15 protein-coding genes are annotated in these 15,000 nt (G+C 71.5%); 9 read left to right on the top strand and 6 right to left on the bottom strand.

Translation table 11 applies throughout. The features are described 5' to 3' along the window. The first annotated feature begins 160 nt into the window (after nucleotides 1-160). Nucleotides 161-370: an FmdB family zinc ribbon protein gene (locus tag ACMCNO_RS31860; protein WP_412753122.1), complete on the top strand. Its 210-nt coding sequence runs from the start codon at nucleotides 161-163 to the stop codon at nucleotides 368-370. A 675-nt stretch (nucleotides 371-1,045) separates the two neighbouring features. Next, nucleotides 1,046-3,745: an adenylate/guanylate cyclase domain-containing protein gene (locus ACMCNO_RS31855; RefSeq protein WP_412753121.1), complete on the top strand. Its 2,700-nt coding sequence runs from the start codon at nucleotides 1,046-1,048 to the stop codon at nucleotides 3,743-3,745. Between the two features lie 209 nt (nucleotides 3,746-3,954). Here the strand turns inward: ACMCNO_RS31855 and ACMCNO_RS31850 are convergent, their stop codons facing one another. Further along, nucleotides 3,955-4,470: a phospholipase gene (locus tag ACMCNO_RS31850; RefSeq protein ID WP_412753120.1), complete on the bottom strand. Its 516-nt coding sequence runs from the start codon at nucleotides 4,468-4,470 to the stop codon at nucleotides 3,955-3,957. Nucleotides 4,471-4,700: 230 nt separating this feature from the next. Here ACMCNO_RS31850 and ACMCNO_RS31845 point away from each other — a divergent pair, with 230 nt between their 5' ends. Next, nucleotides 4,701-5,717, top strand: a complete 1,017-nt coding sequence (locus ACMCNO_RS31845; protein WP_412753119.1) for a potassium channel family protein — start codon at nucleotides 4,701-4,703, stop codon at nucleotides 5,715-5,717. A 13-nt stretch (nucleotides 5,718-5,730) separates the two neighbouring features. Here the strand turns inward: ACMCNO_RS31845 and ACMCNO_RS31840 are convergent, their stop codons facing one another. After that, entirely contained in the window at nucleotides 5,731-6,783 is a 1,053-nt protein-coding gene (locus ACMCNO_RS31840) for a 2-oxoacid:ferredoxin oxidoreductase subunit beta (RefSeq protein WP_412753118.1), read from the bottom strand. Beyond that, nucleotides 6,776-8,629, bottom strand: coding sequence for a 2-oxoacid:acceptor oxidoreductase subunit alpha (locus tag ACMCNO_RS31835; protein ID WP_412753876.1), 1,854 nt, complete (start codon nucleotides 8,627-8,629; stop codon nucleotides 6,776-6,778). The genes ACMCNO_RS31840 and ACMCNO_RS31835 overlap by 8 nt, the downstream gene beginning before the upstream one ends. 250 nt (nucleotides 8,630-8,879) lie before the next feature. Between ACMCNO_RS31835 and ndhC the strand changes: the two genes are divergently transcribed. From ndhC to ACMCNO_RS31810, 5 genes are all read left to right on the top strand, one after another. After that, on the top strand, nucleotides 8,880-9,257 hold the full coding sequence (ndhC, locus tag ACMCNO_RS31830) for an NADH-quinone oxidoreductase subunit A (RefSeq protein ID WP_412753117.1): 378 nt from the start codon (nucleotides 8,880-8,882) through the stop codon (nucleotides 9,255-9,257). A gap of 93 nt (nucleotides 9,258-9,350) precedes the next feature. After that, on the top strand, nucleotides 9,351-9,989 hold the full coding sequence (locus ACMCNO_RS31825; RefSeq protein WP_412753116.1) for a DivIVA domain-containing protein: 639 nt from the start codon (nucleotides 9,351-9,353) through the stop codon (nucleotides 9,987-9,989). A gap of 56 nt (nucleotides 9,990-10,045) precedes the next feature. Continuing rightward, on the top strand, nucleotides 10,046-10,492 hold the full coding sequence (locus tag ACMCNO_RS31820; RefSeq protein WP_412753875.1) for an SRPBCC family protein: 447 nt from the start codon (nucleotides 10,046-10,048) through the stop codon (nucleotides 10,490-10,492). A 52-nt stretch (nucleotides 10,493-10,544) separates the two neighbouring features. Beyond that, nucleotides 10,545-11,147: a DNA-3-methyladenine glycosylase I gene (locus ACMCNO_RS31815; protein WP_412753115.1), complete on the top strand. Its 603-nt coding sequence runs from the start codon at nucleotides 10,545-10,547 to the stop codon at nucleotides 11,145-11,147. A gap of 123 nt (nucleotides 11,148-11,270) precedes the next feature. After that, nucleotides 11,271-11,804, top strand: a complete 534-nt coding sequence (locus ACMCNO_RS31810) for a hypothetical protein (RefSeq protein ID WP_412753114.1) — start codon at nucleotides 11,271-11,273, stop codon at nucleotides 11,802-11,804. 63 nt (nucleotides 11,805-11,867) lie between these two features. Here the strand turns inward: ACMCNO_RS31810 and ACMCNO_RS31805 are convergent, their stop codons facing one another. The 3 genes from ACMCNO_RS31805 to ACMCNO_RS31795 form a co-directional block, all read right to left on the bottom strand. Next, the gene (locus ACMCNO_RS31805; protein WP_412753113.1) at nucleotides 11,868-12,680 is read right to left on the bottom strand and encodes a serine protease; all 813 of its coding nucleotides are present in this window, start codon (nucleotides 12,678-12,680) and stop codon (nucleotides 11,868-11,870) included. 180 nt (nucleotides 12,681-12,860) lie between these two features. Then, nucleotides 12,861-13,649, bottom strand: a complete 789-nt coding sequence (locus ACMCNO_RS31800) for an enoyl-CoA hydratase-related protein (RefSeq protein ID WP_412753112.1) — start codon at nucleotides 13,647-13,649, stop codon at nucleotides 12,861-12,863. A 30-nt stretch (nucleotides 13,650-13,679) separates the two neighbouring features. Further along, nucleotides 13,680-14,474 carry a PaaX family transcriptional regulator C-terminal domain-containing protein gene (locus ACMCNO_RS31795; RefSeq protein WP_412753111.1) on the bottom strand — a complete coding sequence of 265 codons (795 nt, stop codon included), beginning with the start codon at nucleotides 14,472-14,474 and terminating at the stop codon, nucleotides 13,680-13,682. Nucleotides 14,475-14,769: 295 nt separating this feature from the next. Here ACMCNO_RS31795 and ACMCNO_RS31790 point away from each other — a divergent pair, with 295 nt between their 5' ends. Next, complete coding sequence (locus ACMCNO_RS31790; protein ID WP_015625691.1) at nucleotides 14,770-14,937, top strand: DUF3117 domain-containing protein; 168 nt, start codon at nucleotides 14,770-14,772, stop codon at nucleotides 14,935-14,937. Nucleotides 14,938-15,000 lie beyond the last annotated feature (63 nt).

The following is a 15,000-nucleotide window of genomic DNA, read 5'->3' as shown; positions in this document are numbered from 1 at the left end:
TGATGCGGCGCGGGTGGCCGCACGCCCGGCGTGCCCGATCGCCCGTTCTGCCCGTCCCCCACGCCACGACACTACCTGGCGCTGGCTGCGTCGAGGTGCCCCGTACACAGGCTGTGGACGGGGGCGGCGCGACGTCGTACCCACGCAATACGCTGTGCGGATGCCGCGCTACGACTACCGCTGCCGCTCCTGCGGCGACACGTTCGAGGTGACCCGCCCGATGCGGGACGCGTCCGCCCCGACCACCTGCCCTCAGGGGCACACCGACACGGTGAAGCTGTTGTCCACGGTTGCCGTGACGGGGCGCGGTGGCGCCCCTGCGGCACCGGCCGGTGGCGGGGGCTGCTGCGGAGGCGGCTGCGGCTGCTGACGTCCGAGTCCCGGCAAGGCGCACATCCCGACGGGGTCTGCGGCAGCGTCAGCGCGTCCGTTGATCGCCCGAGCCGCACGGGTAGACCGGGGCCCGTGCGAAGTCGGGAGGCTGCCCATTGCCCATCCGGCTGGATGGCGCGGCGCGTCGACGCCTGCACACCGGTCACCGCTGCGGCGACGGTGGTCCCATCGCGTCCCGCGCATCTTCCAGCGGCACTCCTCGGGTGCGCCGCGGGCCCGGCGAGGGACGGCGCGCTGAGCGCCCCGACCGGGTGATCCTGTTACGTCGATCCCGCCCGGCTCGGCGGCGCCTCGGACGGCTGTCCGTCGTGGACAGACAGCCCACGGTTCGGCTGCGGCGACGGCGAAAATGGACGATCGGCACGTATCGCAGCCCACATGAACCAGGGCCGCACGATCGGCGTACGCCTGCGTGAGTGTGTTCAATCTCGCCCGGAGCCACCGCCGGCCGGATTCGCCGCAACCGGAAGCGGTTCCCCTCGTTACGTCACGCGAAGTGCCACCTGCAATCGTCGATGATTTCGCCGGGGTGTCGCCCATAAGAGGCGGACATCGCGGGTCGGATGGTTACCGATCGTTTCTACGATGTGCCGTGTCAGCGTGGCGCGTGCACCATGACAATGACATCCCGGAGGGGGCGGAGGTTCTCACCGTGTCGGGACGGACCGAGCTGCCGAGCGGGCTGGTGACTTTCATGTTCACCGACATCGAGAGCTCGACCCGGCTCGCGCGAATGCTCGCGGAGGCATACGGGGTCGTCCTCAATGCGCATCGCGAGGTGATCCGCGCGGTGCTGCAGGACTTCGGTGGGGTGGAGCTCTTCACGGAAGGCGACTCGTTCTTCGTGGCCTTCGGCAACGCCGCGGTGGCCGTCGCGTCGTGCGTCGCGATGCAGCGGGCGCTGGCCGCGCACGGCTGGCCGGGCCCTGACGTGATGCCACGGGTACGCATCGGACTGCACACCGGCCGGGCCATCCCGGTCGCCGGCGAATACGCGAGCGCGGAGGTGCACCGCGCCGCCCGGGTCGCCGCGGCCGCCCACGGCGGACAGGTCCTCTGCTCGGAGGCGACCGTACGCGCCGCGACCACGACTCCGCCGGGCACGACACCGCATCCGATGGCGGGCGTCGACCTGCTGGACCTGGGGCTGTATCGCCTGCGCGGCTTCGACGACCCGGAACGGATCTTCCAGGTCGTGGCACCCGGGCTGGAGCGCAGCTTCCCGCGCCCGCGCACCCCGGGCGCGGCGCGCCACAACCTGCCCGCGCCGCTGACCACGTTCGTCGGGCGGCGTGCGGAGCTGGCCGAACTCACCGCCCTGGTCGGCAAGCACCGCCTGGTCACGGTCGTCGGTGGTGGTGGCGCAGGCAAGTCGCGGCTCGCGCTGGCGGCCGCCGAGCAACTGCTACCGGACTATCCGGACGGCGTGTGGGTGGTCGACGTCGCGGGCGGCTGCCCGGCGGAGCCGACGCTCCCGGACCCGGCGCGGGACGGTGTGGACGACCTGCCGGCGGCGTTGGGGCGTGCCCTGGGGGTCCGTGCCGAGCCGGGCCGCGGTCTCATCGAGACGATCGTCGACCGTTGCGCCCACCGCCGCATGCTGCTGCTCGTGGACACCTGCGAGGCGGCTCCCACCGCGGTCCGGTCGACGGTACGGCGTCTGCTGGCCGGTTGCCCGGGGCTCGGTGTATTGGCGACCGGCCGCCAGCCCGTCGGCGTCCACGGTGAACTGGCGTGGCGGATCCCGCCCCTGGCCCCGGCCGACGCGTTCACCCTGCTCGGCGAGCGGGCTGCGGCGGCGCGCGGCGGCCAGCGTGTCCCGCCGCGCGAGGACGCCGATCTGGTTCGGGTGGCCTCCCGCCTGGAAGGGCTGCCCCTCGCTTTGGAGTTGGCCGCGCAGCGGCTCCAGCTGCTGTCGGCTGCGCAGCTGGCCAGCCGGCTGGACGATCCGCTGACCGCCCTGGACGCGGGCCGCGAGGACACCACCGGCGTCATCGGAGCCGATTCCCGGGTCAGCGAGGCGGCCGACCGCCACCACAGCCTGACCCGGACCGTGGACTGGTCGTACCGCCGGCTGGGGGAGCAGGCGGCCCGGCTGCTGGAGCGGCTGGCGGTCTTCGCCGGGCCGGTCGAACTGGCCGCGGTCGAGTGGTGCGACGACGAGGCGCTGGGTGCGCTGTCGGAACTCACCACCGCCTCCCTGATCGAAGTGGTGCCGGGCCCGCGCTACCGGATTCCCGAGCAGGTCCGGGGGTACGCGATGCGCCGGCTCGCCGCCGCGGGCGAGGAGCGGGCGGTGCGGGAGCGGCATGTGGGCTGGGCGTTGCACGTCCTGGACGCGATGTCGGTGGACGCTGACGGCGAGCCGCGCACGGTGTCCCTGAGAGAGCTGGCCCCGTACGTGGGGGAGTGGCAGGCCGCGCTGCGCTGGGTGGTCGGCAACGGCAGCGTCCGGGCCGGGCTGCGCCTGGCCGGTGCCCTCGACCCCTGGTGGCGTGAGTACGGCAGCGCCCGCGACGGCCGGGATCTGCTGTTCCGCCTGTACGGAAGGCTGTCCGAGGAGGATGTGAGCCCGGCGGAGCTGGCCGGGGTGTATCTGGTGCACGCCGGACTCGTCGAGGACCCGGACGAGCAGACCCGGTTCCTGCACAGGGCCGAGCTGGTCGCCCACACCGCCAACCTTCCGGGGCTGGTCATCGGCGCGATGGTCGGCCGCCGGGTGAACCTGCTGCGGGATGGGCGCTTCGCCGAGGCGGAACGGCTCTGCCGGGACGTGATCGCCCACGCCGAGCGGTGCCACCTGCCCGGGGCGGCGTTGCCGGCCGTACTGACCCTCGCCGAGTTGCTCTGGCGCAACGAGTCGCTGGACGAGGCCGCCGATCTGCTCGGGGCCGCGCGCCAGGCCGAGGCGGGCCGGCCCGGCGACCGGGGCCGCCGTACCGTCGACTGGCTTCTGGGGATGGTGGCCCTGCGCCGGGGCGACCTGGTCGCCGCGCACGACCACCTCGTGGTCGCCCTGCGGTCGCGGTTGCGGCACGGCTTCCGGGGCGCCGCCGCGGACGCGGTCGCGGCGATCGCGGTGCGGTGCGTGCTCGGCGGTGATGCCACCACGGCGGCGGTGCTGTTCGGGGGCGCCGAGTCGGTGGGCGGCGAGCGCCGGTCCGAGGTGTTCGGCGGGTACTGGTCGGCGCAGCAGGCGAGGGTGCGGGCGCTGCTCGGCGACGGCGCGTCCGACGCCGCGTATGCCGATGGCGCACAGCTGGGGTTCGACCGGATCGTGGCGATGGCGCTGGCCGTCGAGCATCCGGACCTGGAACAGGGCTCGGCCCGCTTCGCGCCGACCGTGCATTGAGGGATCGGCCCGGCATTGAGGGATCGGCCCGGCATTGAGGGATCGGCCCGGCATTGAGGGATCGGCCCGGCATTAAGGGATCGGCCCGGTGATGAGGGATCGGTCCAGCATTCACGGGCTCCGCCCCACGCTCAGGGAAACGGCCCGTGGCGTGGGGCGGCCCGCATCCGGAGGGGGAAGCGGATGCGGGCCGCGGTCGGGGTGGGTGCTCAGCCGGCGTGGGCCTTGAGCAGCGCCGCCCGTTCGAGGTCGGCGCGCTGCACGGCGTCGAGCGAACCCAAGATGTGCACCGCCTGGTAGTACGTCCAGGCGAGGCTGTAGCAGGCCGGCTGGAGTGCGGCGCTGTAGGTCGCGCACTTGCGTTTGAGGTCGGCGTAGAACATCGAGTCGACCCGGTCCTTGTTCGCCGGGAACTGCCCGATCGCCTTGTAGTTGCGGTATCCGAAGTCGTGGTGCCAGCAGGCCAGCGTGAAGTCGAAGCCGAGCGGGTTGTCCGGGCTCGACGAGCAGTAGTCGGTGGACCAGTCGAAGTGGTAGTCCGCCCAGCGCCCCTGGTCGACGCGGGCGGCGTTCCAGGCGTTGGTGCTGGTGGTGGTCGGTTGGGTCCAGGAGGAGAGCACGGCCGGCTTGTCGGCCGGGACTGCGGCGTGCGCGGCGGCGGCGGGTGCGAGCAGGGCCAGCGACGACAGGACGACGACGAGGGTACGGCGGACGGACCGCATCATCGGGACCTCCAGCGGGGGACGGCCCCTCGTGAGGGCCGGTGACCCTCAGTGTTCGAAAGATTGCAGAATTAATACAAACATGTCGATGGTTTCTGCAGGAGCGCGCCGAAGGTGCCGTTGGGTATTCCGGCCCGACGCGGATTGTGATGTCCTGAAATTTCGTGGTGCACGCCATCTCGCCTCCCGGGGCGGAGCGGCGGCTATCGTGATCGTGTGCAGGCGGGCGTACCGTGATCCACATTCCCCTGGTGCGGCAGGGGCCGTTGCGCGCGCTCGCCGTCCGGGCGGCCGCGGCGTTCGTCCTCGTCCTGCTGACCGTCGGCGTCGTGTATGCGGACCGGGACGGCTACCGCGACGTCGACCAGGACGGGCTCACCCTCCTCGACAGCTTCTACTACGCGGTGGTGTCGCTCTCCACGACCGGCTATGGCGACATCACGCCGTTCACCCCGCAGGCCCGGCTGGTGAACATCATGGTCATCACGCCCGCCCGCGTGCTGTTCCTGATCATCCTGGTCGGCACGACCCTCGAGGTCCTCACCGAGCAGTACCGAAACACCCTTCGGGTCAGCAGGTGGAGGCGCAAGTTGAAGGACCATGTCATCGTCTGCGGCTACGGCACCAAGGGGCGCTCGGCCGTCACGGCCCTGCTCGAGAACGGCCTGGACAAGTCCCGCATCGTCGTGGTCGAGAGTCGCGAGGTCGCGTTGCGCCAGGCCGCCGCGGACGGTCTCGTCGCCATCGAGGGCAACGCGACCCGTTCCGCCGTGCTCAACGAGGCCCACGTCAAGAGCTGCAAGTCCGTCATCATCGCCACGGACACCGACGAGGCGTCGGTCCTGATCAGCCTTACCGTGCGGCAGTTGACCGGCGGGCAGGTGCGGATCATCGCCGCGGTCCGTGAGCAGGAGAACGCCGCCCTGCTCAAGCAGAGCGGCGCCCACCACGTCGTCGTGTCGTCGTCCACCGCGGGCCGGCTGCTCGGCCTGACCACCACCGCGCCGCCGCTGATCGACGTCGTGGAGGATCTGCTCACTCCCGGGCAGGGCATGGCGCTGGCGATGCGCTCCGCGGAACGCACCGAGGTCGGTCGCAGGCCGCGCGAACTCGACACGCTGGTCGTGGCGCTGATCCGGCGGGGCAAGGTGGTGCCGCTGGGCGGGGAGGCCGCCGTCGCGATCGAGACCGGCGACATGCTGGTCTACATCCGCAACGAGGACTCCCCGGCCAACGGCGTCGTCGTCTGACCGGGCAGAGTGGTCAGAGGATCGCCCAGGTGTCCCCGCCGTGCAGCAGGTCGGTCAGCATCTGCTCCGGGGTGCCGGTGGCCCCCGCCGTGGCGTCCGTGAGCTGCTTGGCGAGCAGTTCGTCGTAGGACGGGCGCTCGACCGACCGGAACACCCCGATCGGCGTGGTGTTCAGGTCGGAGCCGGACAGCCGGGACAGCGCGAACGCGTACGCGGGCTCGGCCACGGTCGCGTCGTGCACCACCGGCCGCTCGTCGCCCAGCCCGGCGGTCTCGCGGACCTGAAGCCCGAAGCCGCCCGCCGGGTGCACCACGGAGAACTGCCCCTGCGACCCGAACGTGATCGGCTCACCCTGCTCCAAACGGATCAGGTGGTCGTCCCGGGTCTCCGGGTCCTTGATCAGCTCGAACGCCCCATCGTTGAAGATGTTGCAGTTCTGGTAGATCTCCACGAACGCCGAGCCCTTGTGCTCGGCCGCCGCCCGCAGCACCGACTGCAGGTGCTTGCGGTCGGAGTCGATCGTGCGGGCCACGAACGTCGCCTCGGCGCCCAGCGCCAGCGAGAGCGGGTTGAACGGCGAGTCCGCCGACCCGGCCGGGGTCGACTTGGTGATCTTGCCGAGCTCTGAGGTGGGCGAGTACTGGCCCTTGGTCAGGCCGTAGATCCGGTTGTTGAACAGCAGGATCTTCAGGTTGACGTTGCGGCGCAGCGCGTGGATCAGGTGGTTGCCGCCGATCGACAACGCGTCGCCGTCACCGGTCACCACCCACACCGACAGGTCCGGGCGGGAGGTGGACAGGCCGGTCGCGATCGCCGGGGCGCGGCCGTGGATCGAGTGCATCCCGTACGTGTTCATGTAGTACGGGAAGCGCGACGAGCAGCCGATGCCCGAGACGAACACGATGTTCTCCCGGGGGATGTTCAGCTCCGGCATGAAGCCCTGCACCGCCGCCAGGATCGCGTAGTCACCGCAACCGGGGCACCATCGGACCTCCTGGTCCGACTTGAAGTCCTTCGCGGTGAGCTGCAGCGGGGTACGCCCCGCGGGGATCACTGGGCTAGCCATTCTTGACCACGTCCTCGAGCATGTGCTCCAGCGTCGCGGCCGTGAACGGCAGACCGCTGACCTGGTTGAAGGGAACCGCGTCGACCAGGTACTTCGCCCGCACGACGTGGGCGAGCTGGCCCAGGTTCATCTCCGGGATCACCACCTTGTCGTACGACTTCAGCACCGTCCCCAGGTTGGCGGGCAGCGGGCTGAGATGCCGCAGGTGCGCCTGGGCGATGGGCAGGCCGCGATGGCGCAGGGCCCGGCAGGCGGCGCCGATCGGCCCGTACGTCGAGCCCCAGCCGAGCACCAGCACCCGGGCGTTGTCGTCCGGGTCCTCGACCGCGACGTCGGGCACCTCGATCGCCTCGATCCGGGCCGCCCGGGTACGCACCATGAAGTCGTGGTTCGCCGGGTCGTACGAGATGTCGCCGGTCCGGTCCGCCTTCTCGAGACCGCCGATGCGGTGCTCCAGCCCCGCGGTGCCGGGCACCGCCCACGGCCGGGCCAGGGTCTCCGGGTCCCGCAGGTACGGCAGGAAGCGGCCGTCCTCGCCGTTGGGCTCGGTCGCGAACTCGACGCTCAGGTCGGGCAGCTCGGCGACGTCCGGCAGCAGCCAGGGCTCGGAGCCGTTCGCCACGTAGTTGTCGGAGAGCAGGATGACCGGGGTCCGGTAGGTCAGGGCGATCCGGGCGGCCTCCAGCGCGGCGTGGAAGCAGTCGGAGGGCGACTTCGGGGCGATCACGGCGAGGGGGGCCTCGCCGTGGCGGCCGTACAGGGCCATGTTGAGGTCGGCCTGCTCGGTCTTGGTCGGCATGCCGGTGGACGGCCCGGCGCGCTGCACGTCGACGATGACCAGCGGCAGCTCCAGCGCGATGGCCAGGGAGATCGTCTCGCCCTTGAGCGCCACGCCGGGGCCGGAGGTGGTGGTGACGCCCAGCGCCCCGCCGTACGAGGCGCCCAGGGCCGCACCGACCGCGGCGATCTCGTCCTCGGCCTGCATGGTGGTGATGCCGAACCGCTTGTGCTTGCTCAGCTCGTGCAGGATGTCCGAGGCCGGGGTGATCGGGTACGCGCCGAGGAACAGCGGCAGCTTCGAGCGCACGCTCGCGGCGACCAGCCCGAGCGCCAGCGCCGCGTTGCCGGTGATGTTGCGGTACGTGCCCGGGACCATTCGGGCCGGCTTGACCTCGTAGCGGACCGAGAAGTCCTCGGTCGTCTCACCGAAGTTCCAGCCCGCCCGGAACGCCGCGATGTTGGCCGCGACCAGGTCGGGGCGCTTGGCGAACTTGCGTTCCAGGAAGCGCAGCGTCGACTCGTACGGCCGGGAGTACATCCACGAGAGCAGGCCGAGGGCGAACATGTTCTTCGCGCGCTCGGCGTCCTTCTTCGGCACGTTCAGGTCGGCCAGCGCGCCCACGGTCATGGACGTCAGCCCGACCGGGTGCACGGCGTAGCCGTCGAGGGAGCCGTCGTCGAGCGGGCTCACCGCGTACCCGACCTTGGCCAGGTTGCGCTTGGTGAACTCGTCCGTGTTGACGATGATGTCCGCGCCCGCGGGCAGGTCGCTCAGGTTGGCCTTCAGGGCGGCCGGGTTCATCGCGACGAGCACGTTGGGCGCGTCGCCGGGGGTCAGGATGTCGTAGTCCGCGAAGTGCACCTGGAAGCTCGACACGCCCGGCAGCGTGCCGGCTGGAGCACGGATCTCCGCGGGGAAGTTCGGCAACGTGGAGATGTCGTTGCCGAGTTGGGCAGTCTCGGAGGTGAATCGGTCACCCGTGAGCTGCATGCCGTCGCCAGAGTCCCCCGCAAATCGGATCACCACTCGATCGAGCCGCTCGACCCGCTTGGTCGCTGTGTCGATCTCGCTGGTGACCTCGCTCTGCTCGGCCACGATAAACCTCCTGATGGAGCGTGCCGGCGGGTGTGCGCGTCGATGAGCCGGCCCGCAAATCTGTCAGTTACAGCCTACGTCGGTGCTCCTTACCAAGCCCGGCAGGGATGCTGTCCGGTCGCGGACCGTTGACCACAGTAGCCAGGTAAGGCACACCCGAACCAATCGGTTCCATCCCTTGGCGCGTCGCGCTCGCCACGTGGTTCGCTAGGCTGCGGCCGTGGAGGGCTACCTGGGTTCCTACGCCACGCTGGGCCTGGTGATGGCGGCGGGCGTGCTGGTCTTCGTCGGCGCGTTCAGCGCGAACCGGCTGCTGCGCCCGGCCCGGCCCGCCGAGCCGGCGGGCAAGCGCATCGCGTACGAGAGCGGCATCGACCCGGTCGGCGGCGACTGGGCCCAGGCGCAGATCCGCTACTACGTGTACGCGTACCTGTACGTCCTGTTCGCGGTCGAGGCGGTCTTCCTCTTCCCGTGGGCGGTGATCTTCGACCGCCCCGGCTTCGGACTGGTCAGCGTCGTGGAGATGGGCATCTTCGTGGCCGTCCTGGCGCTGGGCATCCTGTACGCGTGGCGCAAGAAGATCCTGACCTGGACCTGACGCTTTCCGATCCGGTGATCGTCCGGCCCGCGCGGCGGACGGGCCGGGGTGGCGGGCTCGCCACGCTCAGCGGCTCGTGCCAACATCGTGCGCATGGGTCAGCTTCTGCTCTTCATCGTCGTGGCTCTGGTCGTCGCGGCGATCGTGTTCGGGGTGACCGTGATGGTGAGCGGCGGTGACCCCGGGCTGACCCGCGTCGAGCCGGACGGCCGGGCCGTGCCGCTGCCCAGCGATCGCCCGCTCGGCGAGGACGACATCATCCACACCCGGTTCGACACCGCCGTCCGCGGGTACCGGATGTCGCAGGTCGACCAGGCCCTGCAGCGGGCCGCGTACGACATCGGGTACAAGAGTGAGCTGATCGGGGTGTTGGAGGCCGAGGTGCAGGCGCTACGGGAGGGCCGGATCGCCGACGCGGACGTGCTGCGCCGCGCCCGCGAGGCCGCGGTCGCGCCGCCCGCCGAGCCCGAGCCCGCCCCGGAGACCGCGGCGGCGCGGCCGGTCGGGGAGGCCACCCTCCGCGACACCGGAGCGACTCCCGGGACCGCTGCGGCCGCCGATGACGCTGCGGCCGCCGATGACGCTGGGGCTGACGGTGACGCCGAGGCCCATGAGGATCACCTCGTCGAGGATCCCCAGGCGGTGGTGGCCGGACTGCCGCCGGAGGCCGTCCTCCCGCATCCCGCCCCGCCGCACGGCACCGGCAGCGAGGCGCCGGTGGAGCGCCGGTGAGCGTTCCGGACCCGGATCAGAAGTACGGCGACGCCGCCAGGCGTGGCACCGGGGAGATGACCGCGAAGGTGATCGTCAACGCGCCCGCCGCGCAGGTGTTCGCCGCGTTCCTGGACTGGGAGAGCCAGTCGCGGTGGATCCCGTTCACCACGGTGCGGGTGGTCGAGGGCGACGGCGGCGAGGGCAGCCTGGTCGAAGCGGTCACCGCGTTCGGCCCGGCCGTACTGCGCGACGAACTGCGGGTCGTCCGGGTGGACGCGCCGTACGAGGTGCGGGTCGTGCACTGCGGCAAGGTGCTGCGCGGGCCGGGCTCGATGCGGTGCACACCGATGGCGGGTGAGCGTACCCAGGTCGTCATGCACGAGTGGTTCCACCTGCCTGGGGGCGCGGCCGGGAGGCTGGCCTGGCCGGTGCTCTGGCCCGGCTCGAAGCTGGGCTTCACCGGCGCCCTGAAGAAGTTCGCCCGGCTCGTCGAAGAGGGCGTCCTACCGCGACCGGCCTGAGCCGGGCGGTGCCCTAGCCGAAATGTCGGTGCCGCGCCGTACCGTCGGGCGCATGACGGACGCGATCAAACGGACCGCCGCGCCTCTCGCGGACGGGCTCGTGCTGGGTGCCGACGGCCGCCCCCGGTGTGCCTGGGGCGCCAGCGCCGCGGAGTACGTCGACTACCACGACCAGGAGTGGGGGCGGCCGGTGCGCGGTGACGACGCCCTCTTCGAACGGATGAGCCTGGAGGCATTCCAGTCCGGGCTGTCCTGGCTCACCATCCTGCGCAAACGCGAGGCGTTCCGGCGGGCGTTCGACGGCTTCGCCATTGCCGCCGTGGCTGACTACACGGAGGCGGACAGGGCGCGGTTGCTCGCTGACCCGGGCATCGTGCGTAACCGGATGAAGGTCGAGGCCACGATGCACAACGCCCGGGTCGCCGCGGAGCTCGCGGGTGGTCTGGGCGCGCTGCTCTGGTCGTTCGCGCCGCAGGCGGGCCGCTCGCGGCCGGTCACCCGGGCCGACGTGCCCGCCACCACCGCCGAGTCCACCGCGATGGCCCGGGAGCTGAAGCGGCGCGGTTTCCGCTTCGTCGGCCCGACCACGGCGTACGCACTGATGCAGGCCACGGGGATGGTCGACGACCACCTGGCCGGGTGCCACGTCCGCTGAGTCCGTCCGCCGGGCGGGCCCGGTTGGCGGCTCTGCGCGATGCCAACAGGCCGCGGCCCGGGTGCGCGCCGCCCTCGGCGGCCCGTGCCCGGGGCGCTGGCCGGGCGTGATGTGATGGTGCGCATGGCGCACTGGGCGGTGATCATCCCGGCGGACACGTGGGCGACCGAGCGGCTGTTCCACCACGACACCCTGACGGTGGCCGGATCGCCCCCGGCTCAGCCGGGTGCGGGCGACGAGGTGCTGCTCCTCGCGGGCGGCGACCAGCCGGTGGTGGTGGCGTTGGGGGGGGTCGCGAAGGATTCCGGCGACGACGTGGTGATCGAGTACCGGCGGCGGGTCTTCGACGAGCCGGTCCCGGCCGCCGGGCTGAGCCTTGACGCCGCGGTGACCGAGGTCGACGAGGAGCGGTTCCGGCGGCTGGCGGCACGCCTGGGCGGCGACCGGGACCAGCGCACCTGGCTGGTCAGTGTGGACCTGCCGATCGAGGCGACCACCCCGGCGGAGGCGGTCCGTCAGTTCTGGTCGTACGTGCGGGAGCTGGGCCCGGCCGAGTTGCCCGCGTTCGTGTCGCCCACGGACGACGAACTGGCGATGCAGGCGTTCGTGCTGGGTGAGGAGGCCAACCTCGACCCCGAGGAGGAGGACGAGGACTGACCCGCGCGACGGCCCCGGAACGTCATGTTCCGGGGCCGGGTGGTGCGTGCGGGATGCGCCGGGTCAGCCGCCGAGGCTGGACGCGGCCGACTGGATCGCCGAGGCGAAGTTGCTGACCTGGGTGTAAACGCCGGGCTTGTTGGGCCGGGCGCAGCCCTCGCCCCAGCTCACGATGCCGACCTGGATCCAGGCGTTGGCGGCGTCGCGGCGGAACATCGGGCCGCCCGAGTCGCCCTGGCAGGTGTCGACCCCGCCCTGGACGTAGCCGGCACAGATCTCGTCGCTCGGGATGACCTGACCGTCGTACATCGTGCTGGAGTTGCAGGTGGCGTCGTCCACGAACGGCACGGTCGCCTTGAGCAGGTACCGCTGCTGCGCGCCGCCCTCACGTGCCGCGCCCCAGCCGGCCACGGTGAACGTGCCCGTGTCGTACGTCTGGTTCGCGGCGATCGGCAGCGTGGCCAGGTCGGTGACCGGGCTGGACAGCCGGATCAGCGCCCAGTCCTTGCCGCTGCCGTTGTAGCCGGGCGCCCGGTACACGTAGTTGGACTTGCGGGTGATCTTGCTGGACGAGTTCAGGTCGACGACGCCCAGCGTGGCGGTGATGCTCGTGTTCGTGCCGGTCCGGTTCACGCAGTGCGCCGCGGTCAGCACGATGGTCGGGCTGTAGAGCGCGCCGCCGCACCCCATCGACAGGCGAACCATGAACGGGAACTCGCCCTGCGCGGCCTGGCTGCCGCCGACCACCGACGGGCTCACGATGCCGTCACCCGAGGCGGGGGACGCGTTCGCGGGCGCCGCCTGTAGCACCGTTCCCATCGCCCCCGCGGTGAGCGCGGCCGCCGTACCGCCCAGAATCCTGCGCCAGCTTGCCATCCGGTCCTCCCCACCCGACGGTGCGCCGGTCGCGCCCGCCGTCTTTGATTGGGGAGATCCTAGGCATTCACATTGTTAAATGTCTCTATCTCATTTGACTCATATCGCGGGCTGATGATCATGAGGTCACGGCGGTGTCATGCCCGACATGTACGCCGCGACCCCACGATCCCGGCCCCCTCAGCGACCCTGGAACACCGGCTTCTGCTTGGCCACGAAGGCGGCCACCGCGTCACGGTGATCCGTGGTCGCACCACAGATCGCCTGCGCCTGAGCCTCGGCGGCCAGCGCGTCCGACAGCGTCCCGGCGTCAGCGATGGACAGCTCCCGCTTGATCGCCCCGTACGCGACCGTCGGCCCCGCCGCCAGCCGCGAGGCCAGCTCCTGAGCCACCGGCAGCACCTGCTCGTCGTCGTCGAGCAGGCGGCTGAGCAGGCCCAGCTCGGCGCACCGCTCCGCGCGTACCGGCTCCGCAAGCAGCAGCAGTTCCAGCGCCCGCGCGTGCCCGACGATGCGCGGCAGCGACCAGCTGATCCCGGTGTCGCCCGCCAGGCCGACGTTCGCGAACGCCATCAGGAACGTGGTGCGCGGGCCGCCGATGCGGAAGTCGGCCAGCAGTGCCAGCGAGGCGCCCGCCCCGGCGGCCGTGCCCCGTACGGCGGCGACCACCGGCTTGGGCAGGCTGGCCAGCCGCTGCGCGATCGGGTTGTAGTGGGCCCGCACGGTGTCCAGGTCGGTGGCACCCGAGGACAGGGTGCCCGCGTGCTCGCGCAGGTCCTGGCCGACACAGAAGGCGTTGCCCGCGCCGGCCAGCACCACGGCCCGGCAGGACTTGTCGGTCTCCAGCGCGGCGAGCGTGTCCCGCAGCGCCTCCTTGAGATCGACGTCGAGGGCGTTCATCGCGTCGGGCCGGTTGAGCGTCAGGGTGACGACCGCATCGGTGCGGTCGACGAGCAGCGAGTCCGTCATGGCACAGAGAATCCCATAACCCCGCACGGATCAGGACCGGCGTGTGACCGAAGCATCGAGGCAGCGCTCCACGAACCGGTCCGCGGCCGGGCGCAACCGGCTGGCGTGCCGATCGAAGAACTGCGCCGCGCTGATGCCCGGCCAGCGCTCGGGCAGCAGGGACGCGGGCAGTTGCGGGTCCTGGAAGAGGAACGAGCGCCAGGCGTGCACGAGCTGGAACCGGGTCGCGTACGCCTCCTCATCGGAGCTGCGGGCGGTCACCCCGGCCACCAGCGGACGGTACGCGTCGACGAACTCCTCGTACGCCTGCCCGATCTCGGTCAGGTTCCACGCCCGCCCCACCACCCGCGACGCGCCCGGTGAGCCGGCGGCGTGGCAGGCGCTGAACCGCTCGTACTCGACGGCCGCCTCGCCCAGCACCACGTCGACCTCCTCGGCCGGGCGGGGGGCGACCCAGGCGCGGTCGTCAACCATGCCGTAGCCGAGAAAGGACAGCCGCGCCGCGTCGCGCCGCGACACCGGCGATCGCAGCAGGACCAGGTCGAACCGGCCGTCCCAGGCGACCCGGTGGGTGCGGTAGATGCGGGCGGACGCCTCGTCGAGGCGCCGGGCGGCTTTCGGGGTGAGCAGGTAGCCCGGACCGGAGACCAGGCGCATCGGGTGCAACCAGCCCTGACGTACCATTCGGGACACTGCGGTGCGCACCGCGGGCGGCGCGATGCCGAGCGGCGCGAGCAGCTTGACCAGGGCGGCCACCGGGGCACGCCCGCCACGGGGACGAAGGTAGTCGCCGTACAGGTCGAAGAGGGCCGACCGCGCCTGCATGACCGCACATTGTGACAGCACGGAAGGCGATATGCTAGACGCTGTCACATCGGTCCGGGCTGAGTTTGGGATCGCCGGGGTTCATCAGGGAAAATGTTTGATCGGCACGGTGGGACAGGCGGCGTGTAACGGCGCGGCGTGACCCACAGGCTGCGGTCTCGGGTCGGTCCGGCGGGGGCGACTCCGCCGCCGGTCGGAAACGAGGTATGGCGCCGTGTGGGGCTGAGCACGCGGCGTTGACGAAGTGGCTGTGGGGAGACCCACCGACCCTGATGTAGGTCTGAGGGGAGACAAGATGGCGGCGATGAAGCCGCGGACGGGCGATGGTCCGCTGGAGGTCACCAAGGAGGGGCGTGGCATTGTCATGCGCGTCCCGCTGGAAGGTGGTGGCCGTCTCGTCGTTGAGATGACTCCGGACGAGGCCAACGCGCTGGGTGACGCGTTGAAGGCGATCGCCGGCTGACGTTTCACGCAGGGCCCGCCGGTACGGTACCCGCCGTACCGGCGGGCTTTCCACGTCATACGG

The organism is Krasilnikovia sp. M28-CT-15, from assembly GCF_047159595.1.
GTDB lineage: Bacteria > Actinomycetota > Actinomycetes > Mycobacteriales > Micromonosporaceae > Actinoplanes.
Note: the sequence above shows the minus strand (reverse complement) of the source record. Positions and strands in the feature narration are given on the sequence as shown.